This window comes from Rhodococcus sp. ZPP, from assembly GCF_017656075.1.
GTDB classification, from domain to species: Bacteria; Actinomycetota; Actinomycetes; order Mycobacteriales; family Mycobacteriaceae; genus Rhodococcus_F; species Rhodococcus_F oxybenzonivorans.
In genome coordinates, this window is sequence record NZ_CP058638.1 from 273,894 (window position 1) to 297,547 (window position 23,654).

Genomic DNA, 23,654 nt, shown 5'->3' on the forward strand with positions numbered 1-23,654 from the left:
CGCGCCATCAACCTGGTGCCTGTCGGGCAGTTCGAGAGCGCGGAGGTCGCCGTAGTCACCACGGGCGACGGCGTCGCGCAGAAGGTTGTCCTTCGATGATGCCGGCATCGAGGACACACCGTCCTTGTCCGGTGGGATGCGGACGGTCGATGCTCGACGACTTACCGATCCTATCGTCAGCGAGAGTCTGTCTATCAACAAGCTCGCGCGACAACACGACGTCAATGTGGTCTCGCAGATCGCCGTCACATAGGCGTGCTGCCCGCTATCCGTGCAGGATAAGGTCGAACCGTGTTCGTATTTTCGGTCGGCGGCCTGATCACCACCTCGGGAACCGGATCGCATGGCGCTTCGCAGTATGCAATCGAATCCCCCGCGACGCGCTCAGGATGGAATTGCACCTATGGAAAATCCTGTCTCGATGAGCGCACCCGGCCCGATCCGCACGAGATCAATCTGGCGTAGCAAACGACTCCGGGAAAAATTCCATCGCTTGACTATCGACCGTTTGACCTTGATCATCGATAAGGGCCACTCGGAGTCGGCGATGCATTGCGCGATCGAGGGGAAGTCGTGCGAGCGGCGTCGACGATGCCAGGTGTTCCGCGCCCCATTGATGAAGCGCCGCGAGGACGATCCTGAGCTCGTCTCCTGCCGGCGTCAGCGAATACGCGTGACGGACTCTCTGACCGGAATGCGATAGGGAAGCTTCTCCATCACCCCGCAGTCGACTAGGTGAGCTATCCGATCAGCGAGCACGGCCGTGCCGATGCCGAGGTTTTGCTCGAACTCGGCGTATGTACGCCTACCCAGGAGTGCTTCGCGCAGCAGCAGAAAGGTCCAGGTGTCACTGAGCACTCCGAGACTCCGGTTGATCGCGCACATACTGGAGAACGCGCCATCGACAGCTTTGAAACGAGAAGGCATTCAGCGATTATATTTCTGACTTCCCAAGCGAAGTCCGCCATGTAGCTTCTGAAATAACAAGTCAGCAGTGTTGATATCTTGGAGTGTGAACATGCGCTACACCACTTTCGGCCGCCGCACCGGACTGAGGGTGTCTCAGTACGCCTTGGGCACCGGTAACTTCGGGACCGGATGGGGTGCCGGCGCAGAACGTGATGAGGCGAAGCAGATCTTCGACCGCTTCGTTGAGGCGGGTGGAAACTTCATCGACACGGCCGATGCCTATCAGTTCGGTCAATCTGAAGAACTACTCGGTGAGTTCGTTCACGCTGATCGAGATGATCTGGTTCTTGCAACAAAATTCACAGTCGGCGCCAAGCCCGGCGGCACCCTCTCGCGCACTGGAAACAGCCGTAAGAACCTCCGCACCTCAGTAGAGGACAGCTTGCGGCGCCTCGACACCGACTATATCGATGTCCTCTGGGTGCACTACCCCGATGCACTGACCCCTATCGAGGAGATCATGCGAGGGCTGGACGACCTCGTCACTCAGGGAAAGATCTTACATGCGGCGTTCTCGAACTTTCCTGCGTGGCGCGTTGCCCACGCGGTGGCGTTAGCCGATGCAGCAGCGTGGACTCCGGTTGCAGGTATTCAGGTCGAATACAGCTTGGTCGAACGTTCCGCCGATCGAGAGTTGCTTCCTATGGCCCAGGCTCTCGGCTTGGGTGTCACACTGTGGTCACCACTCGGTGGCGGCCTGCTGACGGGTAAGTACCGACACAGCGACGACGGACGGCTTACCGATCTGAAAACTCTGGTGCACACGGAATCCAACGATCAGAAGCGAGCGGTGGTCGACACGGTGGTCGCTATTGCCGATCAGATCGGGCGTACTCCCGCCCAGGTAGCTACGGCATGGGTCAACGAGCGCGCACGGCGATCGGCAACCCCATCCACGCCCATCATCGGACCACGCAATGTCGCTCAGCTGGATGATTACCTCGACGCACTGAGCCTAGCGCTCACACCTGAGCAGTACGACCTTCTGACCGAGGTCAGTGCGGTTGCTCTCGGTATCCCCCACGAGGCGAACGCCTCGTCCAAGAACCGGCTTCAAGGCGGACAGTCCGGGCAAATTGCCGATCCAGTGCCGCCGGTTGCCTGATTGGTGCTTTCAGATGGCCGGCCGTCGGCGTCAATGGAGCAAGTGATCAATGCATCTCTTCGCTTCTCAGCTGAGTATGAGGCCGGGGCGTAGGGGAAAATCTCGCTGACCGTGGCCGCCGTAAGCGAAATCCGCACCTTTCCGCCTCGGCGACGACGTGACACTGGCCGTGTCCGTCCTCGTCCGGTCCGGCGACGGGAAGCGAGGCGTGCCGCTGGATCAGCTTGGTTGCGGGTCTATGACGCGGAGGAGGCCCAGGCAACGGGAAGGAAGGCACCGATCGCGACCGCAATGGCGTAGAGGGGTAAGTCAGCACCACCACCGCCTACATCACGAGGCCGCCTCCAAGGGCGCCAATGTGTGGGTCGCTGAGAGCGACCCGCCGGGGGACGGGACGCTGGCGCCCGGTGTTCAACGCCCAGGTCCGCCTCGTCTTCACCTGTGCTCCCTTCGAAGTTGGAAAGAGACTATGCGTAGAGCCAATTTCTTCGTGGCGGCGACAGCGTTGGGTGTCGCATTGTGGTCGAGCGGCGCCCCGAGTGTTCTTTACCCTCTATACGTCGATGCGTGGGGCTTGTCGCCCGCCACCATCACCGCGGTGTTCGCAACCTATCCGCTCGCCCTTATCGCGGCATTACTGGCCTTCGGCAACTTGTCGGATGCGATCGGTCGACGAGTAGTCATGATGTGGGGCATCGCGCTCATCGCCGGTTCCGCGACTTTATTCGCGCTGGCGCCGAATGTTGGCTTGTTGTTCGCTTGCCGTGTCCTTCAAGGCGCAGGTTCAGGTCTGGCGATCGGGGCCGCCGGTGCGGCCCTGGTAGAACACAATCCATCGACCCACGCGCGATACGCCAGTGCGTCCGCTGCCGTGGCGACTTCCACGGGTCTGACCGCCGCGTTGGTCGCTGCCGGCGCTCTGGTGCAGTACGCCCCATTTCCGTTGGTCGTCAGTTACGTATTGTTGCTCGTCCTCTCGTTAGGGACCTTAATTGCGCTGGCGATGCTGGGCGACGATCGTCCGGTGTCACCGCCGCGGTGGCGTCCTGCTCATGTACGTCTAGTCCCCGAACTTCGATTGCCGTTTGCAGCCGCCACATTGTCGGTGTCGCTGGCCTACTGTGTTGGCGCGATTTTTCTCTCGATCGGGGCGCTGATGATCAGACAATTCTCGCCGCAGAGCAACGTGTTCACAACCGGTCTGATTCTGGGTTCGTCCTCAGCCGCGATCGGAATTACGGCGTTGATGTCGGCCCGGCTACGGACTCACATCGCCGTGTACACAGGAGCAGTCCTGACACTGATCAGTCTGGCAGTCATGGCTATCGTGTCCGTCGGCGGTTCACTGGCGGTGTTCCTCGTGTGGTGCGTCATTGGCGGCGCCGGTTATTCGTGTGCGTTCACCGGGGGGCTGGGTTTGATCAACGACCGCGCTCCCATCGAACACCGCGGCGCAACCATGTCGTTGCTCTATCTCGTCGTCTACGTCCTGCAGGCCGGTACTGCGCTAGGTGTAGGCGCAGTCGCAGCTTCCTGGGGTTTGACTATCGCCGTCTTCATCGCAGCGGCCGCATTGACGGTCATGACTGGTACCGTCGTCGCGCTTACCTGGCAGACTCAGCGCCGCAGCGAAAGGGTCGCACATTCTCACCACGCGGAACCCACGTGAGAACCATGGCCTCGATCTTCTGAATCTAAAAACGATATAGATCGATGGCGATCTGCGCCCCTGGCGGTCACAGCTCATCGAGGTAGTTCAGCTACTTGGAGTTCACTCCCTGCGGGTGGCATCTTGACTCCAGATGGTCGCGATATCTCGAGGATCTGGCACAGCCGCTTCACCTTCAGCGGTGTCGCAGTGGTCGTCGACGAACTGGAATCGGCTCACCGATTGGTCTCGCCCGCGAAATATTTCGCGGCCCTGCGCAGGATCTCCCGTTCGGTTTCGAGTTCCCGGATCTGGGCCTTGAGCTGCTTGTTTTCTTCCTCCAACGCGGACTCGGACGACACCTCGCACGCCCGGGACACCGGCCGCGCCGCCCCGCTGGCCCGGAGCTCGGCCGTGGACGTGCCGGTGGTCTCTTCCTCCGGGACCTTAACGACCCAGTGTTCAGGATGTCCTCAATCAGGGGGGGGGAAGGCCCATCGGCCAGGCCCGGCGACTTGGTCCACGCCGATGTCAAGAAACTTGGCAAGCTCCCCGCCGGCGGCGGATGGCGCAAGCTCGGCAGTACGGCGGGCAGGAGAAACTCGCGCGCCGATCGCAGCACCGGTGTACTCGACAAATTCCACCGCCCGGCGCGCAGATAGCACTTCCTGCACACCGTTATCGATGCGCACTCCCCGACTGGCCCACAGCGAGTTGCTCGACGATGAACAAAAGGATACCGCTGCCGCGTTCTGGACCGCGCCAATGCATGGTTCATGAACTTCGGCATCACGGTCCGAAACATATAGACAGACAACGAAGCCTGCTACCGGTCGCATCCTTTCCGGGATGCGCTCGCCGACGCAACATCAGCCACCGCAGAACGCGACCCTACCGGCCCCATACCAACGGCAAAGTCGAGCGCTTCCACCGCACCCTGGCCGACGAATGGGCCCACGGCCGGCCTGAGATAAACCGAAAAGCAAACTCGAACACGGTGTGTCCACTTCTGATCGCGGCGCGTCTCCACGCGGGGGACGTGCCGTCGTCGTCCACAGCCGCGGTCCATCACGCATCAAGTTGCGAGACAGGCCGCGGGCGGATGTATGACGAAACCACAACCTAGCTGGCGCTCGGCGGTGCCAACATCCGTAGTTTTACCGGATGTTGGATGGGTGCCTGAAAACGTTGACTAACGAGGAAGGTCCGCCTCAGCGGTCGAGCCGCCACGACGCAGGCTCCCCTTGCGGGGCCGGGGTTGGCCAGTACACCGCGGTGGCAAAGGAGAAATCGAATAAATTATGAGCGTCACAATCACGGTTGCGACAACCGGTCCGATCGCGTCCAAGGCAGACAACGCCTGGCTACCCACACAGCCGGACGAGATCGCCGAGCAGGTTCACGAGGCGTATAAGGTCGGTGCGTCGGTAGCCCACGTACACATCAGAGATGCTCAGGACCAGCCGACCGCCGATATCGATATCGCCCGCATCACCATGGAAAAAATCGCGGAACGCTGCCCGATTCTCATCCAGCTGTCCACCGGAGTGGGACTGTCGGTCCCGTTCGAGGAGCGCGAACGGCTGGTCGAGTTGCGACCGCAGATGGCGACACTGAACCCGTGCAGTATGAGTTTCGGTGCCGGCGAATTCCGCAACCCACCGGCTGACGTAGAGCGGTTGGCCCGCCGAATGGAAGAGCTCGGCGTCAAACCGGAGTTGGAGATTTACGACACCGGTCATCTCGAGGCGGCATTGCGGCTTCGGGACGCAGGCGTGTTGTCGGGTGAGCCGCTGCAGTTTTCGATAGTCCTCGGTATACGAGGCGGTATGGCTGCGACAGCAACGAATCTCATCACCATGGTTGATCGTCTGCCACAGGATTGCGTCTGGCAGGTGATTGCTATCGGCCGCGCCAACTTGGAGTTGACTGCGATGGGACTTGCGTTGGGCGGCAACGCGCGCGCGGGTCTCGAGGACACGCTCTACTTGCGTAAAGGTGAACTGAGCCAGGGGAATCTGCCGCTGGTCCAGCGCGTCGCTGAACTGGCCAAGGCGCTCGATCGTCCGATCGCGAGTGTGGAGGAGACAGCCGACAGGCTTCGACTGCAGTCGACGGCGGGCCGATGAAACCAGAGCCGACAACGACAACCACTCACGGACGGATTTTGTAACTATGTCAGCAACACAAGAGAGCATCGAGACGGAAACACAGCACTCGAGTCGAGCGATCCACGCATCGATGGATGGGGCGGTTGCCGTTGTGACCTTGGGGTTGGCCCCGTACAACCTGATGGATCGGGCCCTGAACGATGAGCTGATGGCAACGTTGGACTGGGCACGGGAGCAACGCGCGCGCGCAGTAGTGCTACGAAGCTCGTTGCGGCACTTCTCGGCCGGCGCGAACCTCGACGACATGCTGGCGGAAATGGATCAGGCCGATTACCTCGACTGGGGATTCGTGCAGACTTTGAAGGCCTTCACCGAATTCCCCGCGCCCATCGTGGCAAGCGTCAACGGCGTGTGCGTCGGTGGTGGCTTCGAACTCGCCTTGGCATGCGACCTGATCGTTGCGGCAGAATCCGCGAAAATCGGTTCGGTGGAAGTCACTGTCGGACTGCAACCACTGATGGGCGCAATCCAGAGATTGACGCACCGAGCGGGTGCCGCGCGCGCCAAAGAAATGGTCTTGTTGGGCCGTCGCTACCCCGCCAGCACCTTGGAACGGTGGAATATCGTCAACTGGACTGTGGAAGACGAGAAGCTGGACGCTGCGACGATGGTGATCGCTCAGGAGCTGGCACATGGACCTACCGTGGCCCATGCGGCATCCAAGAGGCTGGTGTCCGTCGCAGTGGACCAGGGCGTCGCTGCAGCCGATGAGGCGATGATCGAAATCCAGCAGGCGGTGTTGCGTTCCGCTGATTTCCGCACCGGCGTCAAGTCCTACCGTGAGAACGGCATCGGCGTGGCCCAGTTCGAGGGGGCCTGAGGCGATGACATCGAATCTTCCGCTCGCGGGTATCAAGGTCGTCGACTTCTCACGCGTGCTCGCCGGGCCCCACTGCGGCAAGACGTTGCTCGACCTCGGTGCCGATGTGGTCAAGCTGGAACCCCCGGGCGGCGACCTTTCGCGGCGCGCCTTTCCGAATGACGGCAGCGTGTCGGGTTACTACGCTCAGCAGAACGCCGGAAAGCGCAATCTCAGCGTCGATCTGACCGTTCCTGGTGCCAGGGAAATAGCGCTTCGCCTGTGCGACGAAGCCGACGTCATCGTCGAGAACTTTCGTCCGGGTGCGCTGGCGGCTTTCGGTCTCGACTACGAGTCGGTCTCTGCCCGCAACCCGCGTGTTGTCTACGCCTCGATCAGTGGATACGGCCAACACGGTCCGGAGCGATCCAGGATGGCGTACGCGCCGACGGTGCAAGCCGAAACGGGACTGACCGCCACTACGGCAGCACACTTCGGCCACGACGGGTTGCGTAGCGACTCGTTGTCCCATGCCGACGTGTATTCAGGCCTGCATGCCGCGATCGCCATCCTGGCGTGCCTTACTCAGCGGGAGCGAACCGGCCGGGGCCAGTACGTCGATGTCGCCATGGCAGCAGTGATGATGTCCATCAACGAGCGAGTGCACGTCGAGCTCGCCGACGACGATTTGGGGGAAGAGAGACCAATCCTTGGTGCAGTCGACGGACCTGATCTGATCGGCCCGGGTGGTGAGCGTTTCGTCAGCCCCATGAGCCTGGTCGGAAGCATGTCGTTCCCGTTCTACCTGGCGGCGATGCGACGCGGCGACCTGGCCGATGATCCTCGCTTCCTTACGCCGGAACTCCGGTTGCAGAACATGGATGCACTGAAACAGATCATTCAGGACTGGATTCTCACCTTCAGTGACATGGCGACGCTGGACGCGCAGATGGACGAGGCGAAGGTGGCCACCGGTCAAGTGCGTACTGTGCGCGAATTCGCCGAGAGTGACTGGTCGAGCGCGTGGGGCGCGGTCCGCACTGTGTCGGCGAGTTCCGGGACGAAGTACCGCATTCCCGGTCGACCGTGGCATTTCGCGGACTCGGCCGAACTGATAGAAGATCAGTTCGTGCCACGTCAAGGTGAGAACAACACCGAGATTTTGACCGAACTGGGCTTCAGCCGGGAGGATATTGCCGAGATGGCCCGGACAGGGGCAATAGTGGCATCGGAAGCCGCGGCTACCGCCGAAGGCCCAGGGGAGTCGTAATGCCCGTTGTCGAGATCTTCATGCGTCGAGGCCGTACGCCGGCGGAGATACAAATGATCACGGACACTCTGCATGACGCGTTGGTTGAGGCGTACGAGGTGCCGAGAGGCGACCGCTTCCAGATTGTGCACCAACTGGAGCCGCACGAATTTGTATTCGACGCGCACTTCATGGGACTCAGGAGCGAGAAGTTCTTGCTGGTACGTGTCACCGGCGGCAGGGATCGGTCGGCGTTGACGAAGCGAAAGCTGTACTCGCTCATCGCCGACAATGTCGAGCGACACGGTGCCGTCGCGCGCAACGATGTCTTCGTGATCGTCAACAACGTCCAACCGACAGATTTCTCCGTGTCGAACGGCCATCCGTTCGACCAGGCAAGCTTGGGGTTACCTCCCACAACTCATGCCTAACAAAGGCCGGTACGGCGGTTTTCCCCTGAAATGGGACTACCCACGGGTGGCGGCAGCGAGAACAACCCCACGGCGAACGACTTTCCGGGCTCACTGGCCGGTTGTGGCGCGGTGGAACGACAACGACATGTTCAGCCACCTCAAGGGAGTGAAAAAGAACGGTGTTCTTCCACAGAGCGGAGCGCAGCGGAGCTCCGATCAGGGGACACCGCAGGTGGCCAGCGCCGGGCCGGAGGGTCGGTGACACGCATCGGTGGCAGACGTGGCGATGGTGAAAACACGAAAAACCCTATGTCCCGCCATTATTCGCACAAAAGGGTGCAGCTCTCCCCACCTGGCGCGAGTGTACCGACGGCGTCTCGGAGGGCAAGAAGCTCCTGATGGCTGGACGGTTGAAGCTAGTGTTGACAATCTAAATTCAGCACCGGTAGCGTGCGTTGCATCACAACAGGCGATTGGTTGTGATCGCATTCACCAAGATGGAAACCACAGGGACCACTTGAAACGTCGCCTACTGCGGCGGCAAAACTTTTTGCGCACGTACGCCGGATGCTGCCGTCCCCGCTGCCCTGCAACAACCTGATCGAACAGTCCGAAAAACATCGATCGCCGTACCAGCAAGGTCGACGACAGGTCCGCATTCCCTACTTCCGCTCACATCCACTGAAACGACCAAGGAGTTATCAGATGAGTCTCTCGTTCTTCTCACAGGAATGGTGCGACGCTGCCAAGGCAGTGGTGAACGCAAATGAAGAGATGCAGCGGGGTTTCCACGATCCCGCGTCATTCACTAACCGGATGGCTCTCAGCACACTCGACCGCGATGACCTGATCACCCATGTGGAATGGAAAGCGGGACAGATTGTTTCCTGGACCCCCGCCGAGTCCTACGACGAGGACCTGTGGTTGATCGTAGGTGCAGCTCTCCCCACCTGGCGCGAGTGTGCCGACGGCGTCTCGGAGGGCAAGAAGCTCCTGATGGCTGGGCGGTTGAAGCTGGTGAAGGGACCTCTCGCCGCCGCGATCTCGAACGCCGACGCCCTCAACAGCTTCCTCCGGTCTTGGGGACAGATCGACACAGACTGGAACGTGTGATCCGTCCGGCATCACTTCAATGCGGGCACCGCTGCCACAACAAGGGGAGTCCAGCACACAAGTAGAGCACCGTCCCTCTACCCTGAAAGGCACCCACCCATGACAACTGCCAAACCCACGGCGTATCCCGTCACCTTTTTCGACGGGCCGGAGGCGAACGGCGTCGCCACCATCGTAGGAACGCTACTCGGTCAGAACTTCGAAAACTTCCCCGACCGAGCGAAATTCGCACGTAAGGTTTCCCGGCCGATCACCATCGTCAGCACCGACACCGAGGAAGCATGCACCATCGTGTTGGGTACCGACAAGGCAGTGGTGTACAACGATGTCGTCGGCCGGCCGAGCGTGACCGTGTATGCAACCGTCGACCAGCTTCTCGAAGTCTCGCAGCTGCCGATGAAGGCGGGCGGCTTGATTCCGGTGGGCTTCTTCACCAATCGCGGCATCAGGGTGCTCAAGGAGATCGCTACTCGCAGGCTCGTCATCAAAGGGCTCTTGACCCACACGGTAACAGCACTGCGCACAATCGCGCTGGTCTCGGCGGCCGACTAATGACCCTGCCTGGACGCAACCGCCACAGGACCGAGCCTGGTGGCGGCGATTCACTCACCGATCAATACGATTGGCCTGTGCCGGACGAACAGGATGCGGTAGTCGAGCAGTCGGCGCAGGCCTCGCGTATGACGAACATAGGGCGTGCGGTGTTGGTGGCGGCCTTGATTCCGCTCGGTGCGTTCTACCTCGCACCCCGTGTCTACAACCTGACCGCGACGCCGTACCGCCTCGATCAGGCGGTGGTCTCGGCAAACAAGTACAACCCGGCGCTCACTGAACTGGTCGAGCACGAGCAGGTCACGCTGTCGGCGTTCACCGCTCTGGACAAGATGGAGGCCGCTCTGGCGAGCGTGCACGCCACTGACACAGCCGTCAGTGCGGAACTGACGACGTTGACCGGCCACATCACCGGTGATCTTCAGGCCACCCTTGAACACGCCGGCGCCAATGTCACCGATCTCGTGACGTCGCTGGACACGCTTACCGCGCACGTCAACTCGTTGCAGTTGCCGATCGACGGCGCCACCGCTGCGCTGGACGGCAACACCGCCGCCATGGACGCGATCCTTGCCGACGCGCGCTCGACCGCGGACAAAGTTCATAACGCTCGCCTCTCCGCGGAAGAGTCGGCAAACGATTTGTCCGGAAAGTAGGGAACATTCGTGGTTTTCTTCGGACGACGTGGCGGTCCCGCCCGCATGGTCCTGTCGATCGTGGCGGTCGGTGTGCTGGGCCTGCTCGCCTTTGTAATCTTCAATCTCAACAATCGCCTCGACAACCAGCAGCGAGCGAATCTGACCAGCATTGCTGCGTCCGAGGACATCGTCAGTGTCAACGACAAGCTCACCAGTGAACTCCGCCAGATGACAGAGCTGACGAACACCGCGCGTGGAGCCCTCGATGCCACATCGGCGCTGGGTCCGCTGCTGACGAAACTGGACGAGGCCATCAGCCCCGCTGCCCAGATGCTCTCGAGCAACACCTCCGGTGCGCAGATGACCAACGAGCAACTCACCAACATCCAAGGGATTCTCGGAGAGGTTCAGAACACCGTACTGCCGCTGGTGACCTCCGCTCAGGCGTTCGGCGAGCAAGGCAATCAGCTCCTCACGGTAATCCAAGCGTTGGTTGCGGACCTTCGGAGTTCGGTGGCGTCTGTGCAGACGATCAACCAGATGCTCCCGCTACCCGGTTAGGTCGCCGCGCAACGCCTTCGATCTCTCCGTCCCTTCTCTCGACTGGATATAATTCATGAACCAGGGCTCTGACGCTTCGCCAGAGGGACTCCCGGACCGCGGGTCGCCCGGCGCTCAACGATTCGATGGGCCCGTGTCGGCGCTGCCGATGCGGAAGAGGAAACTGCGGCGGCGGGTGGATGTACCCGCCGCGATGGTTCCGGGTTCCTCCGGATTCGCGGTGGCCACCGAGTGGCTCGGCCGTCTCGCCGCCGTGCTGGCCGTAGCGCTGTTTGCGATGGTGATGGCCACCATCCACAAGGGTCTGCAGGTGCAGGACAGCGCTCGCACGACAGTGGACAATTTTCGGCTCACCAATGACTTCTTCGCCCAGCGCACCGACCTGACCGCGCCCGCGACCGCCCGCAAGCAGCTCGATGAACTAGCCGGCATTCTGGCTCAACTCAACCTCACTGCCGCAGCGGATGTCGACCATCTGGCGGCGCTACTTCCGGACGCGCAGGCGCTGGTGGCCGCCGGCCAGGGTGACACTCAGATCGCGCAGCAGCTCCAGACGGTCGCCACCAGTCTGCAGGGTTCGGCCGCGTCCTTGCACGAAGTCTCGTCCAACGCCGATACAACGGTGACGACGGTCGACAGCGAACTGACCCATGCGATCGAGCTGGTCAACCAACTCAACGACGAACTGACGCGCACCACGAACAAGCTCGCGTTGGTTCCCGAGACCGGGGCAATCATTCCCGCCCCCACCGAAGGACAGCGATGATTTCGAAGAAACGATGGATCGCCGTCGTAATGGTTCTCGGGATCGGTCCCGCACTAGCCCTCTGCCTCCTCAACGGATTCGTACCCGGCCCGGACGACGTGAGTGACCCGTTGGGGCGGCCGTCGGCGTTGAGCCAGGAACTGATCACCTCGGCCGGACAACTCGAGGAGCTGGCCTCCATCTTCGTGCCCAAGCACGCGCAACTCGCCGTCGACATCCAGGCCCTGACTCCTCTGGCGAACGATCTGGAGGGCCTGACCAACAAGGCCGGGGAACTACCCGGCCAGACCACCAGCGTGAATTCCTCCACCAAGGACGTCAGCACGATCGCGGCACCGTTGCCCGATTTGCTCGCCACAGTCACCGGCCGAGCGAACGAAGCCAGCCCGACCGTCGCAGGACTAGCCACAGCAGTCGGATCGGTGACCACCCAACTCGAGTCCATCGAACAGAATCTGACCACCATCCAGGGAACCCTCAGCGAACTCGGCCCCCGCGGTTCGGCGATCGCAGAAAGCTTGGCGAACATCGAGGAAGAGGCCAGGCACGTCCAGGAATTCGGCCCCCTGCTCGCTGTTATCGGCCCGCCGGTCAATTCACTGAATCTTCCGCCCTTGGGAGTTCCCGCACCCACCCCGACCCCGTGAAACTCGCCTTCTTCGGAATATCGCTCGCTGAGCGAGCGAAAGGACACCGCTATGTTTCGGCTTTCCTGGGCGATCGCCCTGGGCTTCACCATTGCCATGTTAGTGGGCATCTTGATCGTCACACGAGACTTGAGTGTCTCCAATGACATCTTCAAAGACGGTGTCGCGCAGGCGAGAACCGTCGATCAAACCACCGATAAGGCGTTAGACGGTGCTGCGCAGTTGCCACCAGCGAACGACGCTATCCATCGGGGCATGCCGCAGGTAGTGGGGGTGATCGATTCCCTTACCCGCGCGGATATCACCCTGGGATCACTTGGCGAGCAACTGCAGGCCCTGTCCACCGCACTGCAATCGGCCGATGCTCCGTTGCAAGGCATTGTCGCCGCCGGCCAGTCCGCCACGGAACAGGCGAATGCGGCAGCGACCCCTGCAGCGTCCGTCGCGGAAACCCTCGTCGACGCCGACACCAAAGCGCGCGCCCTCGGCCCATTGCTGGACCAGACCCTCGCGTTGAGCCAGACCATCGACTCGAAGTTGCGGATCTCCCTGCTCCTGCCGGTCATCGGCAATTGATTACAAGCCGATGCGCACCCCATCCTCCTCGACGACCCTCCGTCCCGGGACGAAAAGGAGCCTACGATGACCACAGTCTCGTACAGAAGCACCGAAGGACCACAACCGACATCCGCGGGGCGTCACGAACCCGCGGGTACACGGGACGTGACAGCCGACCACGACCAACGGCCCCGTCGGTACCGACGGGGCCGCGATCGCCTGCGCGCGGCGTGGCTTCGCGGCCAGGGACAAACCCAACTCACGACGGAGGCTGAGGACTTCGTCGAGTTCGCGCTGAAGTGGGCACCATTTGGTGGAGCGCCGGCCGAGGACACCTTCGTGCTGTTCGGGATGACACGTGCCCGCTTCTTCGAACGATTGCGGCAGCTGGTAAAGGACGGTCAGATCAGCACCGAACTCTCGCGCTCGCTTGCTGCTGCATATCCGCCTCCGACCTGGGCGCACCGATCCAAAACCGAATCTACACCGAGATCGAGCAGAGGATCCGGAGTATGAGGGCGCACCCGGGTCACGGTCGCTCAGTAAACCAAAAGGGTCGATCATCGGGTTCGACATTCGCAGGCACCCCCCGTACTCAAGGAGTCCGCGTTCGCGATGCACGGTGAACACACGTCCCAGCAGAGGCGGAGCTGGTCGCGGATCCCGGGTTGGCCTTTGCTGTGGAAGATCACGGTGGTGCTGGCAGTTGCGCTCGCCGTCGCGGTCACGTTGGGCGGGCTGCGAGTGCACTCGGCGCTGCGCGATGCGACTGGATTCTCCGCGATGGCTGGCTGCGTACAGCTGCTCCCCCACCTTGTCAGCCTGGACTGATGACGCTCGGCGAAAGTGCTCAGACATGCTTGGTGAAAGTGCCCACCTGTGAGCGGTGATTACTGTAGCGGTTGGCGGGGTGTGGTGGTGGCTTTGTGAAGGTTTTCGGAGCGGGCGTGATGATCACGAAGGCGGTAGGAGTCCCCGTCCAGATTGAGCACCACGGACCGGTGCAGTAGCCGGTCGAGCATGGCCGCGGCGACGGTGGTGTCACCGAGGACCTGACCCCGCTCACCGACACTGCGGTTTGTCGTCATGATGATCGAGGACTTCAAATACCGTTGCATGACAACCTGAAACAGCGCCGACGCCGCCTCGCCCGGCAACGGGAGATAGCCCAGTTCATCGACGACCAGCAGGGTGGGGCCGGCGAAGAACCGCATCGTCGTCGCCCACCGGCCCTCGATCGCGACCCGATGACAGCGGGCGGCGAGGTCACCCCGCACACCGCGGCCTGAAACTGCACACCCCGTGTGTCAACCAGGGTGGGGGCAGTCCCAAGGAGTGATCCCCTCGGCGCAACGAACATCGGCGGCGACTTGACCGCGGTGTATGTCGCGTCAGCGCTGGGGGTTTGGACTGTCCGATACGGTGAGATCACTCAGTGCCCGGTGATGCGCCGACGGATGATCCGGCTGCCGTCACGCGGCGCCCGATGGACGCCCGGCCGAGCGGTCGGTGGTCAAGCGGGTGTCGGCGGCGGGGAGGTCTCGGCGTTGGAGGCCAGCACCGCACGAAGGAATGTTGTCGGAACTGCAGGCCATCCGGGTTCCCATTGCCGGGCCTCTCGTAGTTCGGCCAGGGTGGCTACGAGCTGGGTCAGTGTCGGTCCCTCATCGCATAGCGGCCGGAGCAGCCCGAGGTGGGAGCACTGCGTGACGAGGGGGACCAGGGCGTCCAGCGCGGCGTGTTCTCCCTGCACTCGACGGGTGGTGACGACGTGCAGCAGGCTCGCGCGGAGTGTGGCCCGTGGGCGGTGCAACGAGGTGGCCCTGGCCAGCAGCTTCTCGGCCCGCCTGTGCGCGAGCGCGGCGTCGCCGGGATCTCCGCTTGTCAGGAGCCGGCGAATGGCGGAGTCTTCATTGAGTTCCGCGGTCACCTCGGTGACACCGTTGATGGGGTGAGAGGTTGGCGTCGTGGCGTCGGACGGGTCACGGACCGCCGCCATCGCCGGCGGATACTGTCCCGGGGCGATCTGCCATCGCGTGCGTTCGTTCTCGATCCGGGCGGCCAGACGCGGCAGTGACAGCGCGGTGGCGATCTGGGTCCCCTCGTCCAGGCGACGTGCGGCCGCGACGATATCGCCGCGAAGGGCCTTGATCCGGGAGCCGGTGCCGTATGTGGCAAGCATGAAATCGATGACGCCGCCCTCGGATCCGAGTTCGGAGCATTCGTCGAGAAGACGTTCGGCGTCGTCGAGGTGACCTTGCTCGTAGAGCGATTCGCCGAGCATCGTCCCGGCGAGCCGGGTGGTGTAGGAACGGTGTCCTCCCGACCGCCTGGCGAGATCATAGGCTTTGCGGTAATAGCCTTCGGCCTCCTGGACGTTCAGCAGTTCGCTCTCGGCCAGCCCGGACAAGCAGTATCCGTAGATCGCACTGAAGGGGCCCAACGTGCGCGCGTGGAAGGGGGCGGCCCACTCCTGCCAGCGCTTGGCGGCCTCGAAGTCGAAGCGATAAATGGCCTCGTAGGAGGCGACGTTCGCCGAGCCCGCCAACGCGAAAGGCCGCATAGTCTTCTCTCGTGCCAGGCAGTCCGAGATCAACTCGGTGAGATCATCAATGCGGTCCCGGAACAGGTCCGCCGCGGCCTGGACGAGCGATGCTTCGGCACGCAGGGCCGCGGTGGCATTGCCCGACTCGGGCAGAGCAGCCAGCCCGATCCGAACGGAGTCGAGGGCGCTGTCGACGATGGTCGGACGATGGTGGAGCAGGATGTGCGCCCACGCCGCGGCGATCTGCAGATGCGGACGGCGCTCGATCTGATCAGGGGGCAGTTTGCCGATCAACCCGAGAACCGTCGCCATCTGGGATCGTTCAATCAAGGCGAATCCGCGAGAATCGACGAGTTCGGCCGCCTGGTCCGGGTCTCCCGCAGCGAGCGACTGGTCGACGGCCTCGCTGAGGAACTCGTGCGTTACGAACCAGCGTGACGCGATGCGATGCAGTTCAGCGGTTCTCGCCGGCTGATCGCGTTGCAGTCGGCGACGGAGGAAGTCCGCGAAGAGGTGGTGGTACCGGAACCACTCGCGGTCCTCGTCGAGGGCGCGCAGGAACAAATCGCGTTCCTCGATCTGCTCGAGCAGACCCTGGCCGTCGGCAACGCCGGCCAGGGTTTCGGCGAGGTCGGCACAGAGGCGTTCGGTGACCGACGTGGCCAGCATGAAGTCGAGGATCTCCGGCTCGAGCGCGCTCAGGACGTTCTCGGCGAGATAGCCCGCGATCCCTCGGTGACGTCCGGACAGGTTCGCGATGAACTCCGCCGGATCGTCGCGTCCGCGCAAGGACAGGGTGGCCAGTTGCAGGGCGGCGACCCAGCCCTCGGTGGAGTCCCGCAGGGCAGCAATTGCTGGCCGATCGAGGGCCAGTCCGCCGACGTCGACCAGGAACTGCCGCGATTCCTCCTCGTCGAACCGCAGGGCTGTGGAGTCGATCTCGACCAGTTCGTCCCGGACCCGCAGCCGGCCGAGCGGGAGGCCGGACTGGCTGCGGGTGGTGACCACCACTTGGAGGTGATGGCAACCGTGGTCGAGGAGAAAGCTCATCGCGGCGATGGTGGCGGAATCCTTGACCAGGTGCCAGTCGTCGACGACGACGGTCAGCGGATCGCGGCTGGTGTGGATCTCGTTGATCAGCGCCGTCAGGACGAACCGGTCGGCCTCGTCGCCGTGGTCTTCGAGGATCTGCCCGAGTTCGGCCGCCAGGTCGGGTCGGACGACACGAATCGCCTCGATGAGGTGGGACAGGAACCACACGACGTTGTTGTCGTCGGCGTCGATACTCAGCCAGGCCACCGCGACACCGTCGTCGGCGAGGATGCTGCGCCACTGCGCTGCCAGGGTGCTCTTGCCGAAACCCGCTGGGGCGTGAATCAAGATCAGCCGGCGGCGGCCGGCATCGTGTAAGCGCTCGGCGAGCCGGCCGCGCACCACGAGGGCGCGGGACGGCGTGGGTGGCCGATACTTGGTGGAGGCACTGGGAGGCTGCGGCGGTGGTTCGCCCCCATCAGCGGGCTGACCGTGTTCGGTCAGGGCGTAAGTGACCGTTCCGGTATCGCTCGGCCGAGGGGGATCCGGCGCGTCCGAGTGCAAACCCTGCGGTAACGCCATCTCGTCCGCGGGCAGGCCGTGGCTGCGTTCGACCGCCCGTAGCTGATGCCCGAACTCGGCTGCCGTTGCCGGGCGCCGGCCGGGATCGCGTGCCATCGCGGCTTCGACTGCGGCGCGGACATCAGCGGGGATGCCGTCTGACGGCAAACGCGGAACCGCCTCTGCCGCGATCCGCAAGAATTGGGCGACGATTTGCTCACCGGAGCGGCGTTCGAACGCAGCGTGCCCGGTGAGCAGACAGAACAACGTAGCTCCGAGCCCGTAGACGTCGGAGGCAATGGTTGGGGGATCACCGGCAAGGACCTCCGGTGCCGTGAAGGCCGGCGACCCGGTGATGGTGCCGGTGTCGGTCTCGAATCCGCCTGCGATCCGTGCGATCCCGAAATCCGACAGCTGCGGCTCGCCATAGCTGGTCAGCAGTACGTTGCCGGGTTTGATATCACGGTGAAGGATTCCCGCACGATGTGCGGTTTCGAGGGCTCCGGCGAGCTTCACCCCGATTCGGACAGCGGCACTCCACTCGAGCTGGCCACTGCGACGAAGCACCGCGTCCAGGGATCCGCGCGCGTGGTACTGCATGACGAGGAATTGCCTGCCGCTGGCGGTAGCCCCGATCCGGAGCACGTTGACAATGTTCGGATGACCCGAGAGCTGCCCCATCGCACGCTGCTCGCGCAGAAACCGGGCGTAACCGTCCTCGTCGAAGGTGGAGTTCAGCACCTTCACTGCCACTGTTCGGTCCAAGGACGGTTCTCGGCACCGGAAGACCATACCGAATCCGCCGTGCCCGATCTCGCTGATCTCCTCGAAACCGTCAGCTTCGAGTTCCGCGATCAGGGCGGGGATCAGTCCGTGGCCAGGCCCGGGACCGTCGTTGTCCGTCATGGGTAGCACGCCCTCGGTGGGCGAGGTTTTTCGTGTATCTGGTCCATACTGCGCCGCCACGATCCGTGCACAGCCCGCTCGTCACGCGCCGCCGTGCGGCGACGGACTCCGAGCCGGTCGTGTCTCGACTCCCTTGCCGATGAGCCTACTCGCCGGGAACACCAGGTGGACCGAAGTTCGAACCGCGTGAACGCGGTGCCGCGGTGTCGTCACGGGAGCGAAGCGATCAAGGTCTCCACGTCCACCCGCGGGCCGGTGAAGAACGGCACCTCTTCGCGGACGTGCAGGCGTGCCTCGGTGGCGCGCAGATCACGTATGAGGTCGACGATGGGGTACAGCTCCGGCGCTTCGAACACCAGGATCCACTCGTAGTCGCCGAGCGCGAACGCGGGCACGGTGTTGGCGCGGACGTCCTTGTAGGTGCGGGCCGCCATCCGTGGTCGGCGAGCATCTTGCGCCGCTCGTCGACGGGCAGCAGGTACCACTCGTAGGAGCGGACGAACGGGTAGACGCAGATGTAGTTGCCCGGGTCCTCGCCGGCCAGGAACGCCGGGATGTGGCTCTAGTTGAATTCGGCGGGCCGGTGGCACGCGACGTTGCTCCACACGGGCTTGCTTGCGCGGCCCAGGGCGGTGATGCGGCGGAAGTCGGCGTAGATGGCCTGGAGGGCTTCGATGCTCGCCGAGTGCGTCCAGATCATGAAGTCGGCGTCGGCGCGCAGTCCGGCGACGTCGTGGAGGCCGCGGACCATGACGCCCTTGTCGGCCTGACCTTCGACGAAGAGCAGTGCCTGTTTTGATCACCGCTTCTCGGTCGTCTCCGAGGACACCGGGTTCCACCTGGAACACCGAGAACATGAGGTAGCGGATTTGAGAGTTGAGCGCGTCAAAGTCCGGACGCGACAGGAGGCTCATGGAACTCCGGACTGGGGACGGGCACCGCCGCGGTCGATCGCGATCCAGCGGTGCACGAAGGCGGATACGGGCATCGTTCCTCCGGGTGAAGGGGAGATCGATCAGCTCGCCACGGACAGCATGGCGATCATCCGCAGTGCGGTCATCGGACGGGTCAGCAGGCCCTTGACGATCAGCTTGTGGTCACGATGTCGCGTACTACCCCTACTCGACGCCGGGTGAAGAAGCCGACAGGCAGTAGCCCGCCTGCCTTCATTTCCAGTTGGGAGACGTCGAGAATCTGTCCAACGGTCGCCCACACGACGACGGCGGGTCGTTCACGATGTCGTTGCAGACGGTGGCGTGATCGCGGCGAAAGACAATGGTCGCGGCGGCGTTGGTGTCCGTGCTGAACACCGCGTCCGGTCGGTTGAATTTGCGAGTGTCAGACTGCCCATTCGGTCGGTACACGACCCCCGGACCGCAGGAAGTTGTTGAGGGCTCCGGCGTTTTCGATTGCCGCGGTCATCGGGCCCTTGACGAACGTGAGTTCGCCTGCCATCAGGCGTTTTCCACCTTCCTCGACACCGTCGGCGGCCCGCTGCCACGCAGCGAGTCACTGTTGAGGACGATCCACCGATCGTCCTCGTCGAACTTGCCCGGGGTCCAGGAGATGATCTCGCCCTGGTTCCATTCGATGTGCACCGTGAGGTCTTCGCGGCCGATTACCGCTAGTTCCATCTTGTAATTTGCGCCGGAGCGTGTCCGAAATGTTTACCGACTAGCGGGAGCAGCAGGCCCTGTTCGCGCAAAGAAAAGGAACCCCCACCGACGCGGAGGCCCCGCCTCCGCCAAGGCGAGTCGGACGCCTTGACCTGAGCCTTGCAGTGGGTTGTGACATCTTCCACCGCCACACATCCGGCGACCCCTGTTCTGCACAGCTCGCCTAGGAATGAATAACACTATTCGGCAGCATATTTCGGATGAGAATCACCAGAAGGAAAGCCGACGACCTGCTGTCTGGATCCATCCCGCTGTTGAACGCGAGCGGCCGGATCGTGCCCGACCGTCTCGTGTCCGACGTCCTCACCACATACATGCGCGGATCCGGCATCGGGCCGGCCGGGGTCATGGTCATGCTCGATATCGCCGACGACGCCCGAGTCCCCGACCAGGCAGCACTCGACAATTGTGTATCGGTGAACTCTTATGGTCACTGCCAACCGATTCCTCGGTCAACGACCGGCTGCGCACAACCAGGGACGTCGCCGCGCATGATGTAGACACCCGAACGGAAAGGATCGTCTCACCATGACGATATTCACGCGCTCGCTGGCCTGCGCCGGTGCGGGTAGTGCCTGTGTCATCGCGTTGCTCTCGTCGCCGGCCACTGCCACCGCAGCTCCGCGAGAGGTCAGTCACGGTGTGGATGCGCCGAGCGCCTCCCACGACGCTGACCGCCCTCGGAGACCTGACACACGCACATCATCCGCATCTTCGGTCAAGTCCTGCGGTCATTTCGGGCGACGGACGTCGTCGAGGTGGCCCCTTACAGCGGAAAGCGCCAACACTTCCAGATCAATTTGCTCAATGCCCCGCACAACGTCTTCCCGCTGGAGCTCTATGCATGGACGCCCACCGAGCGCAGATCTTCTCCGAGCGCCGCATTCGGATCGGCTTGCGCCTCGTTGAGGTCGAAGCGCACCGCCTCCACCTCCGCCTCGAAAGCTCCCATCGCTTTCTCGACGCGGCCGAGCTGCTGCTGATACACCTGGGGCGAGGGTGGACTCCACCTCGGACCAACTCGGCACGTGATCACGATGCAGGTACGCGTGGCCAAGCTTCGTGCGAACAACCCCGTCGACGAGCGTGCGTGCCCGGATGAGCTCTTGCAACACCGAAACCCCGACGCCACACTTCTTCCCCGCTTTCGGCAATGTCAGATAGTCGGGATCGTCCTTCGGATCAGCACCGTTCTGCGACATCCCAGCACCGTACCGAGCCCGACCCGCTCGCAGGAACCAACAGCTCCTCGGCGCTACCAGTCGGCCGAGGTCGTCGCGATCTCGCGGGCGCGTGGCGGCCAGCACGGGTCAGTGGCCAGTGTGTGGATGACCTCGGCCATGTGGGGATGGTGGCCGGCGATGTCCAGGCGGACCAGGAGCCGGGTGGTGCGTGACGGGCGGGTGGGCCAGCGCCCGCCGGTGGTTTCCACCAGGGCGGCCAGCACGGTCGCGGCCTCGATGTCGTCGAGTTCGGAGTCACCGCTACCATCGGTATCCCGGCGCGGCTTCTCGTGTCCCGAGTCGACACCGACCTCCCCTCACGGCCTGCAGCGACCGCCGCGAATACCCTCGCCCGGCCGCCGCCATTACCCGCCGCGAACCCACAGAAGTCCCGTCACTACCACTGCCACTGCCACTGCCACTGACGCTGCGGGGAGATCCAGCCACTGAACCGGCCGCAGCCGTCTCCTCTGACAAGTACCTGTCTCCGGGCTTCGCACCGGAGGGGCGGAAAGCCTCAGAGACGAGTCTGGGCGCCCATGCAGAGAACTCGCCGTCCAACAACGGCACCGGGAGTACCCCGTCGAGACTTGGTCCACAGGATTTGCTCGCTCCATCTCACCAGCGCCCAGCACTGCACCTGGAGAGCAGGAGAACGAGACCACGATCACCACCCCCATCTATTCGAGCATGGTCTCGGATTGGCTGACCGACCCGGCAACAATCAGTTCACACCCCCGCCAGAAGTGGGTCTCGCCCGCCGACCCGGGTGGTCGGCCGCTCGCCATGCCGCCGAGGCGCAAGTCGATATGTTTCCGGATCACCCCTGCCGCAACGTGTTCCAGGAGAACGAATGGTCCCCGGTGGCGTGGCCGGCGCCAGTACTGCGCGGCGTGGTCTGGAATCGATCGCGACAATCTCACGGCCCATCTAAGCGGCGTACGGGACGGGTAGGCATCGGGTCGATCCTTGTGACGATGACCGGATCGACAGCGACACCTATCGATGAAAGGCAGCACCACTAACGAGTTCCATGAAACACCCCCGCTGGACTGGCTGGTATCGAACTTGGCCCGCGACCTGCCCCGCGTGTCCCATGCAGTCCTCGTCTCGGCAGACGGGCTGCTCATGGCAGCCAGCGAACATCTGACCGAGGATCGGGCGACTCAACTGGCGGCAGTCAGTTCGGGTCTGGCCAGTCTGTCGGCTGCCGTGTCCGAGTTGTTCGAACCGGGTGGGGTGCTGCAGTCGGTCGTCGAAATGCACAGCGGATACCTACTGTTGCCGAGCGTCGGTGACGGATCGCAGCTGGCTGTGCTGGCCTCGGCGGACTGCGACATCCGCCAAGTCGGTTACGAGATGGCGGTGTTGGTCGACTATCCCAGACCTTCGAGGCCTTCGGCCCGGGAACGGCCCTCACCCAGCGGGACTCGAATGCCACGGGCGTCCGCCGCGGTCGCCGTTCTCCACGACACGGCGCACGAATGGCGCACTTGCTATTTTTAATGTTGCCCATCATTATTAAGTCTCCGGCACACCAACACCGCAGGAGGAACACGTGTCTGACACCCATACCACCGCCCCCACACGCTTCGTCGAGATCGACGGCCTGAAGTACGCCTATCGCCGCTGGGGCAAGGAGGGAACTACCCCCGTATTGTTCATCCCGCACTACCGTGCCGGCATGGACCACTGGGACCCGATCATCACCGATAGCTTTGCTCGGGATCGCGAGGTGATCTTGTTCGACGGCCGGGGCATCGCGGGATCCGAAGGTGAGCCCCGCGAAACGATCGAGGAAATGGCCGACGACATCGCCGCATTCATCCGAACGATCGGCGTCGACAAGGTCGACGCGCTCGGGTTCTCGATCGGCGGGATGCAGGTGCAGGAGCTCGCCCTCCGGCACTCCGAGCTGGTGCGGAAGCTTCTGCTTCTGGGAACGGGGCCCCGAGGCCTGATCCTTGGAAGCGACCCGAAGGTGCCCAAGGTGGCGGCGAATCCGGTGCCGGAGGCGGCGGACTTCCTCTACCTCTTCTTCGGCCGCTCCGAGGAAGCCAAGAAGGCCGGACTCGACTTCTGGGAGCGGCGCCACCAGCGCACCGTCGACGTCGATCCGCCAAGCTCTACGGAGGTCGCGCAGAAGCAGTGGCCCGCGGTGATCGCCTACCGGGACAGCGCCGACAAGGACAAGCCTTTCGACTACCTCGGAGCGATCAAGCAGTCCACTCTCATCGTCAACGGCATCGACGACATCATGATCGATACTGCCAGCTCGCTCGACATGGCCAAGCACATCCCGGACTCTCAGTTGATCCTCTACCCCGACGCCGGTCACGGCGCCCACTTTCAGTACCCCGAGCGGTTCGTCAAGCACGCCACGCAGTTCCTCGATGAACAGTGACGTGAACGAGCTGCGGCGGATCGAAACCTAACTCCGTGATGAGAGCTCGGCGGCCGCCGGGGAGCCCCGGTGGCCGCCGAGTCGCAGAAAACCCCGGTCCGGGCGATCCCACAGCTGC

General features: G+C 63.1%; 23 protein-coding genes and 5 pseudogenes. 19 read left to right on the forward strand and 9 right to left on the reverse strand.

Annotated elements, in window-relative coordinates; genetic code table 11:
* Positions 1-291: 291 nt before the first annotated feature.
* Positions 292-465, forward strand: a complete 174-nt coding sequence (locus HYG77_RS01315; RefSeq protein ID WP_208961662.1) for a hypothetical protein — start codon at positions 292-294, stop codon at positions 463-465.
* A gap of 195 nt (positions 466-660) precedes the next feature.
* Here the strand turns inward: HYG77_RS01315 and HYG77_RS01325 are convergent, their stop codons facing one another.
* Positions 661-927, reverse strand: coding sequence for a winged helix-turn-helix transcriptional regulator (locus HYG77_RS01325; protein WP_208961663.1), 267 nt, complete (start codon positions 925-927; stop codon positions 661-663).
* Positions 928-1,018: 91 nt separating this feature from the next.
* Here HYG77_RS01325 and HYG77_RS01330 point away from each other — a divergent pair, with 91 nt between their 5' ends.
* A complete protein-coding gene (locus HYG77_RS01330) occupies positions 1,019-2,074 on the forward strand; it encodes an aldo/keto reductase (protein ID WP_109329722.1) in 1,056 nt (351 codons plus the stop codon).
* Positions 2,075-2,543: 469 nt separating this feature from the next.
* The gene (locus tag HYG77_RS01335; protein ID WP_109329720.1) at positions 2,544-3,743 is read left to right on the forward strand and encodes an MFS transporter; all 1,200 of its coding nucleotides are present in this window, start codon (positions 2,544-2,546) and stop codon (positions 3,741-3,743) included.
* A gap of 137 nt (positions 3,744-3,880) precedes the next feature.
* Here HYG77_RS01335 and HYG77_RS01340 read toward each other — a convergent pair.
* Positions 3,881-4,150, reverse strand: a pseudogene (locus HYG77_RS01340) (IS3 family transposase); the annotation flags it as partial.
* Between the two features lie 69 nt (positions 4,151-4,219).
* On the opposite strand from HYG77_RS01340, the pseudogene HYG77_RS01345 reads away from it, so the two are divergent.
* The 13 genes and pseudogenes from HYG77_RS01345 to HYG77_RS01405 all read left to right on the forward strand — a co-directional run.
* Positions 4,220-4,686 (forward strand): annotated as a pseudogene (locus HYG77_RS01345) (DDE-type integrase/transposase/recombinase); the annotation flags it as partial.
* 337 nt (positions 4,687-5,023) lie between these two features.
* Positions 5,024-5,851, forward strand: coding sequence for a 3-keto-5-aminohexanoate cleavage protein (locus HYG77_RS01350; protein ID WP_208961664.1), 828 nt, complete (start codon positions 5,024-5,026; stop codon positions 5,849-5,851).
* Positions 5,852-5,897: 46 nt separating this feature from the next.
* Positions 5,898-6,713 carry an enoyl-CoA hydratase/isomerase family protein gene (locus HYG77_RS01355; protein ID WP_204164924.1) on the forward strand — a complete coding sequence of 272 codons (816 nt, stop codon included), beginning with the start codon at positions 5,898-5,900 and terminating at the stop codon, positions 6,711-6,713.
* A 4-nt stretch (positions 6,714-6,717) separates the two neighbouring features.
* Positions 6,718-7,962 (forward strand): CaiB/BaiF CoA-transferase family protein, encoded by a 1,245-nt coding sequence (locus tag HYG77_RS01360; RefSeq protein WP_109329713.1) that lies wholly within the window; start codon positions 6,718-6,720, stop codon positions 7,960-7,962.
* On the forward strand, positions 7,962-8,372 hold the full coding sequence (locus tag HYG77_RS01365) for a tautomerase family protein (protein WP_109329711.1): 411 nt from the start codon (positions 7,962-7,964) through the stop codon (positions 8,370-8,372). The genes HYG77_RS01360 and HYG77_RS01365 overlap by 1 nt, the downstream gene beginning before the upstream one ends.
* A 687-nt stretch (positions 8,373-9,059) precedes the next feature.
* The gene (locus tag HYG77_RS01370; protein ID WP_109329709.1) at positions 9,060-9,467 is read left to right on the forward strand and encodes a hypothetical protein; all 408 of its coding nucleotides are present in this window, start codon (positions 9,060-9,062) and stop codon (positions 9,465-9,467) included.
* A 99-nt stretch (positions 9,468-9,566) separates the two neighbouring features.
* Positions 9,567-10,019, forward strand: a complete 453-nt coding sequence (locus HYG77_RS01375; protein WP_109329707.1) for a hypothetical protein — start codon at positions 9,567-9,569, stop codon at positions 10,017-10,019.
* Positions 10,020-10,147: 128 nt separating this feature from the next.
* Positions 10,148-10,675: a hypothetical protein gene (locus HYG77_RS01380; protein WP_244461409.1), complete on the forward strand. Its 528-nt coding sequence runs from the start codon at positions 10,148-10,150 to the stop codon at positions 10,673-10,675.
* A gap of 9 nt (positions 10,676-10,684) precedes the next feature.
* Positions 10,685-11,218, forward strand: a complete 534-nt coding sequence (locus HYG77_RS01385; protein WP_208961666.1) for a hypothetical protein — start codon at positions 10,685-10,687, stop codon at positions 11,216-11,218.
* Between the two features lie 55 nt (positions 11,219-11,273).
* Positions 11,274-11,984, forward strand: coding sequence for a hypothetical protein (locus HYG77_RS01390; protein ID WP_109329701.1), 711 nt, complete (start codon positions 11,274-11,276; stop codon positions 11,982-11,984).
* Positions 11,981-12,631, forward strand: coding sequence for a hypothetical protein (locus HYG77_RS01395; protein ID WP_109329700.1), 651 nt, complete (start codon positions 11,981-11,983; stop codon positions 12,629-12,631). Before HYG77_RS01390 ends, HYG77_RS01395 begins: the two co-directional genes overlap by 4 nt.
* 51 nt (positions 12,632-12,682) lie before the next feature.
* Positions 12,683-13,207 carry a hypothetical protein gene (locus HYG77_RS01400; RefSeq protein ID WP_208961667.1) on the forward strand — a complete coding sequence of 175 codons (525 nt, stop codon included), beginning with the start codon at positions 12,683-12,685 and terminating at the stop codon, positions 13,205-13,207.
* 597 nt (positions 13,208-13,804) lie between these two features.
* The gene (locus tag HYG77_RS01405) at positions 13,805-14,020 is read left to right on the forward strand and encodes a hypothetical protein (RefSeq protein ID WP_162603148.1); all 216 of its coding nucleotides are present in this window, start codon (positions 13,805-13,807) and stop codon (positions 14,018-14,020) included.
* Positions 14,021-14,079: 59 nt separating this feature from the next.
* Here HYG77_RS01405 and HYG77_RS01410 read toward each other — a convergent pair.
* From HYG77_RS01410 to HYG77_RS39380, 5 genes and pseudogenes are all read right to left on the reverse strand, one after another.
* Positions 14,080-14,457 (reverse strand): annotated as a pseudogene (locus HYG77_RS01410) (ATP-binding protein); the annotation flags it as partial.
* Between the two features lie 245 nt (positions 14,458-14,702).
* Complete coding sequence (locus HYG77_RS01415; RefSeq protein ID WP_208961668.1) at positions 14,703-18,233, reverse strand: serine/threonine-protein kinase; 3,531 nt, start codon at positions 18,231-18,233, stop codon at positions 14,703-14,705.
* Between the two features lie 226 nt (positions 18,234-18,459).
* Positions 18,460-18,984: pseudogene (locus HYG77_RS01420) on the reverse strand (chlorite dismutase family protein).
* 264 nt (positions 18,985-19,248) lie between these two features.
* A pseudogene (locus tag HYG77_RS39375) lies at positions 19,249-19,567 on the reverse strand (hypothetical protein); the annotation flags it as partial.
* Between the two features lie 120 nt (positions 19,568-19,687).
* The gene (locus tag HYG77_RS39380) at positions 19,688-19,867 is read right to left on the reverse strand and encodes a hypothetical protein (protein ID WP_244373402.1); all 180 of its coding nucleotides are present in this window, start codon (positions 19,865-19,867) and stop codon (positions 19,688-19,690) included.
* A 242-nt stretch (positions 19,868-20,109) separates the two neighbouring features.
* Here HYG77_RS39380 and HYG77_RS39385 point away from each other — a divergent pair, with 242 nt between their 5' ends.
* Positions 20,110-20,409, forward strand: coding sequence for a hypothetical protein (locus tag HYG77_RS39385; protein ID WP_244373404.1), 300 nt, complete (start codon positions 20,110-20,112; stop codon positions 20,407-20,409).
* Between the two features lie 338 nt (positions 20,410-20,747).
* On the opposite strand, the gene HYG77_RS01435 is transcribed toward HYG77_RS39385, so the two are convergent.
* Complete coding sequence (locus HYG77_RS01435) at positions 20,748-20,897, reverse strand: hypothetical protein (RefSeq protein ID WP_162603220.1); 150 nt, start codon at positions 20,895-20,897, stop codon at positions 20,748-20,750.
* Between the two features lie 267 nt (positions 20,898-21,164).
* A complete protein-coding gene (locus HYG77_RS01440) occupies positions 21,165-21,356 on the reverse strand; it encodes a hypothetical protein (protein WP_244373406.1) in 192 nt (63 codons plus the stop codon).
* A 781-nt stretch (positions 21,357-22,137) separates the two neighbouring features.
* Here HYG77_RS01440 and HYG77_RS01445 point away from each other — a divergent pair.
* Together HYG77_RS01445 and HYG77_RS01450 are read left to right on the forward strand one after the other, a co-directional pair.
* Positions 22,138-22,638, forward strand: coding sequence for a roadblock/LC7 domain-containing protein (locus tag HYG77_RS01445; RefSeq protein ID WP_208961669.1), 501 nt, complete (start codon positions 22,138-22,140; stop codon positions 22,636-22,638).
* Positions 22,639-22,690: 52 nt separating this feature from the next.
* On the forward strand, positions 22,691-23,536 hold the full coding sequence (locus HYG77_RS01450) for an alpha/beta hydrolase (RefSeq protein ID WP_208961670.1): 846 nt from the start codon (positions 22,691-22,693) through the stop codon (positions 23,534-23,536).
* The last annotated feature ends 118 nt before the right edge of the window (positions 23,537-23,654 follow it).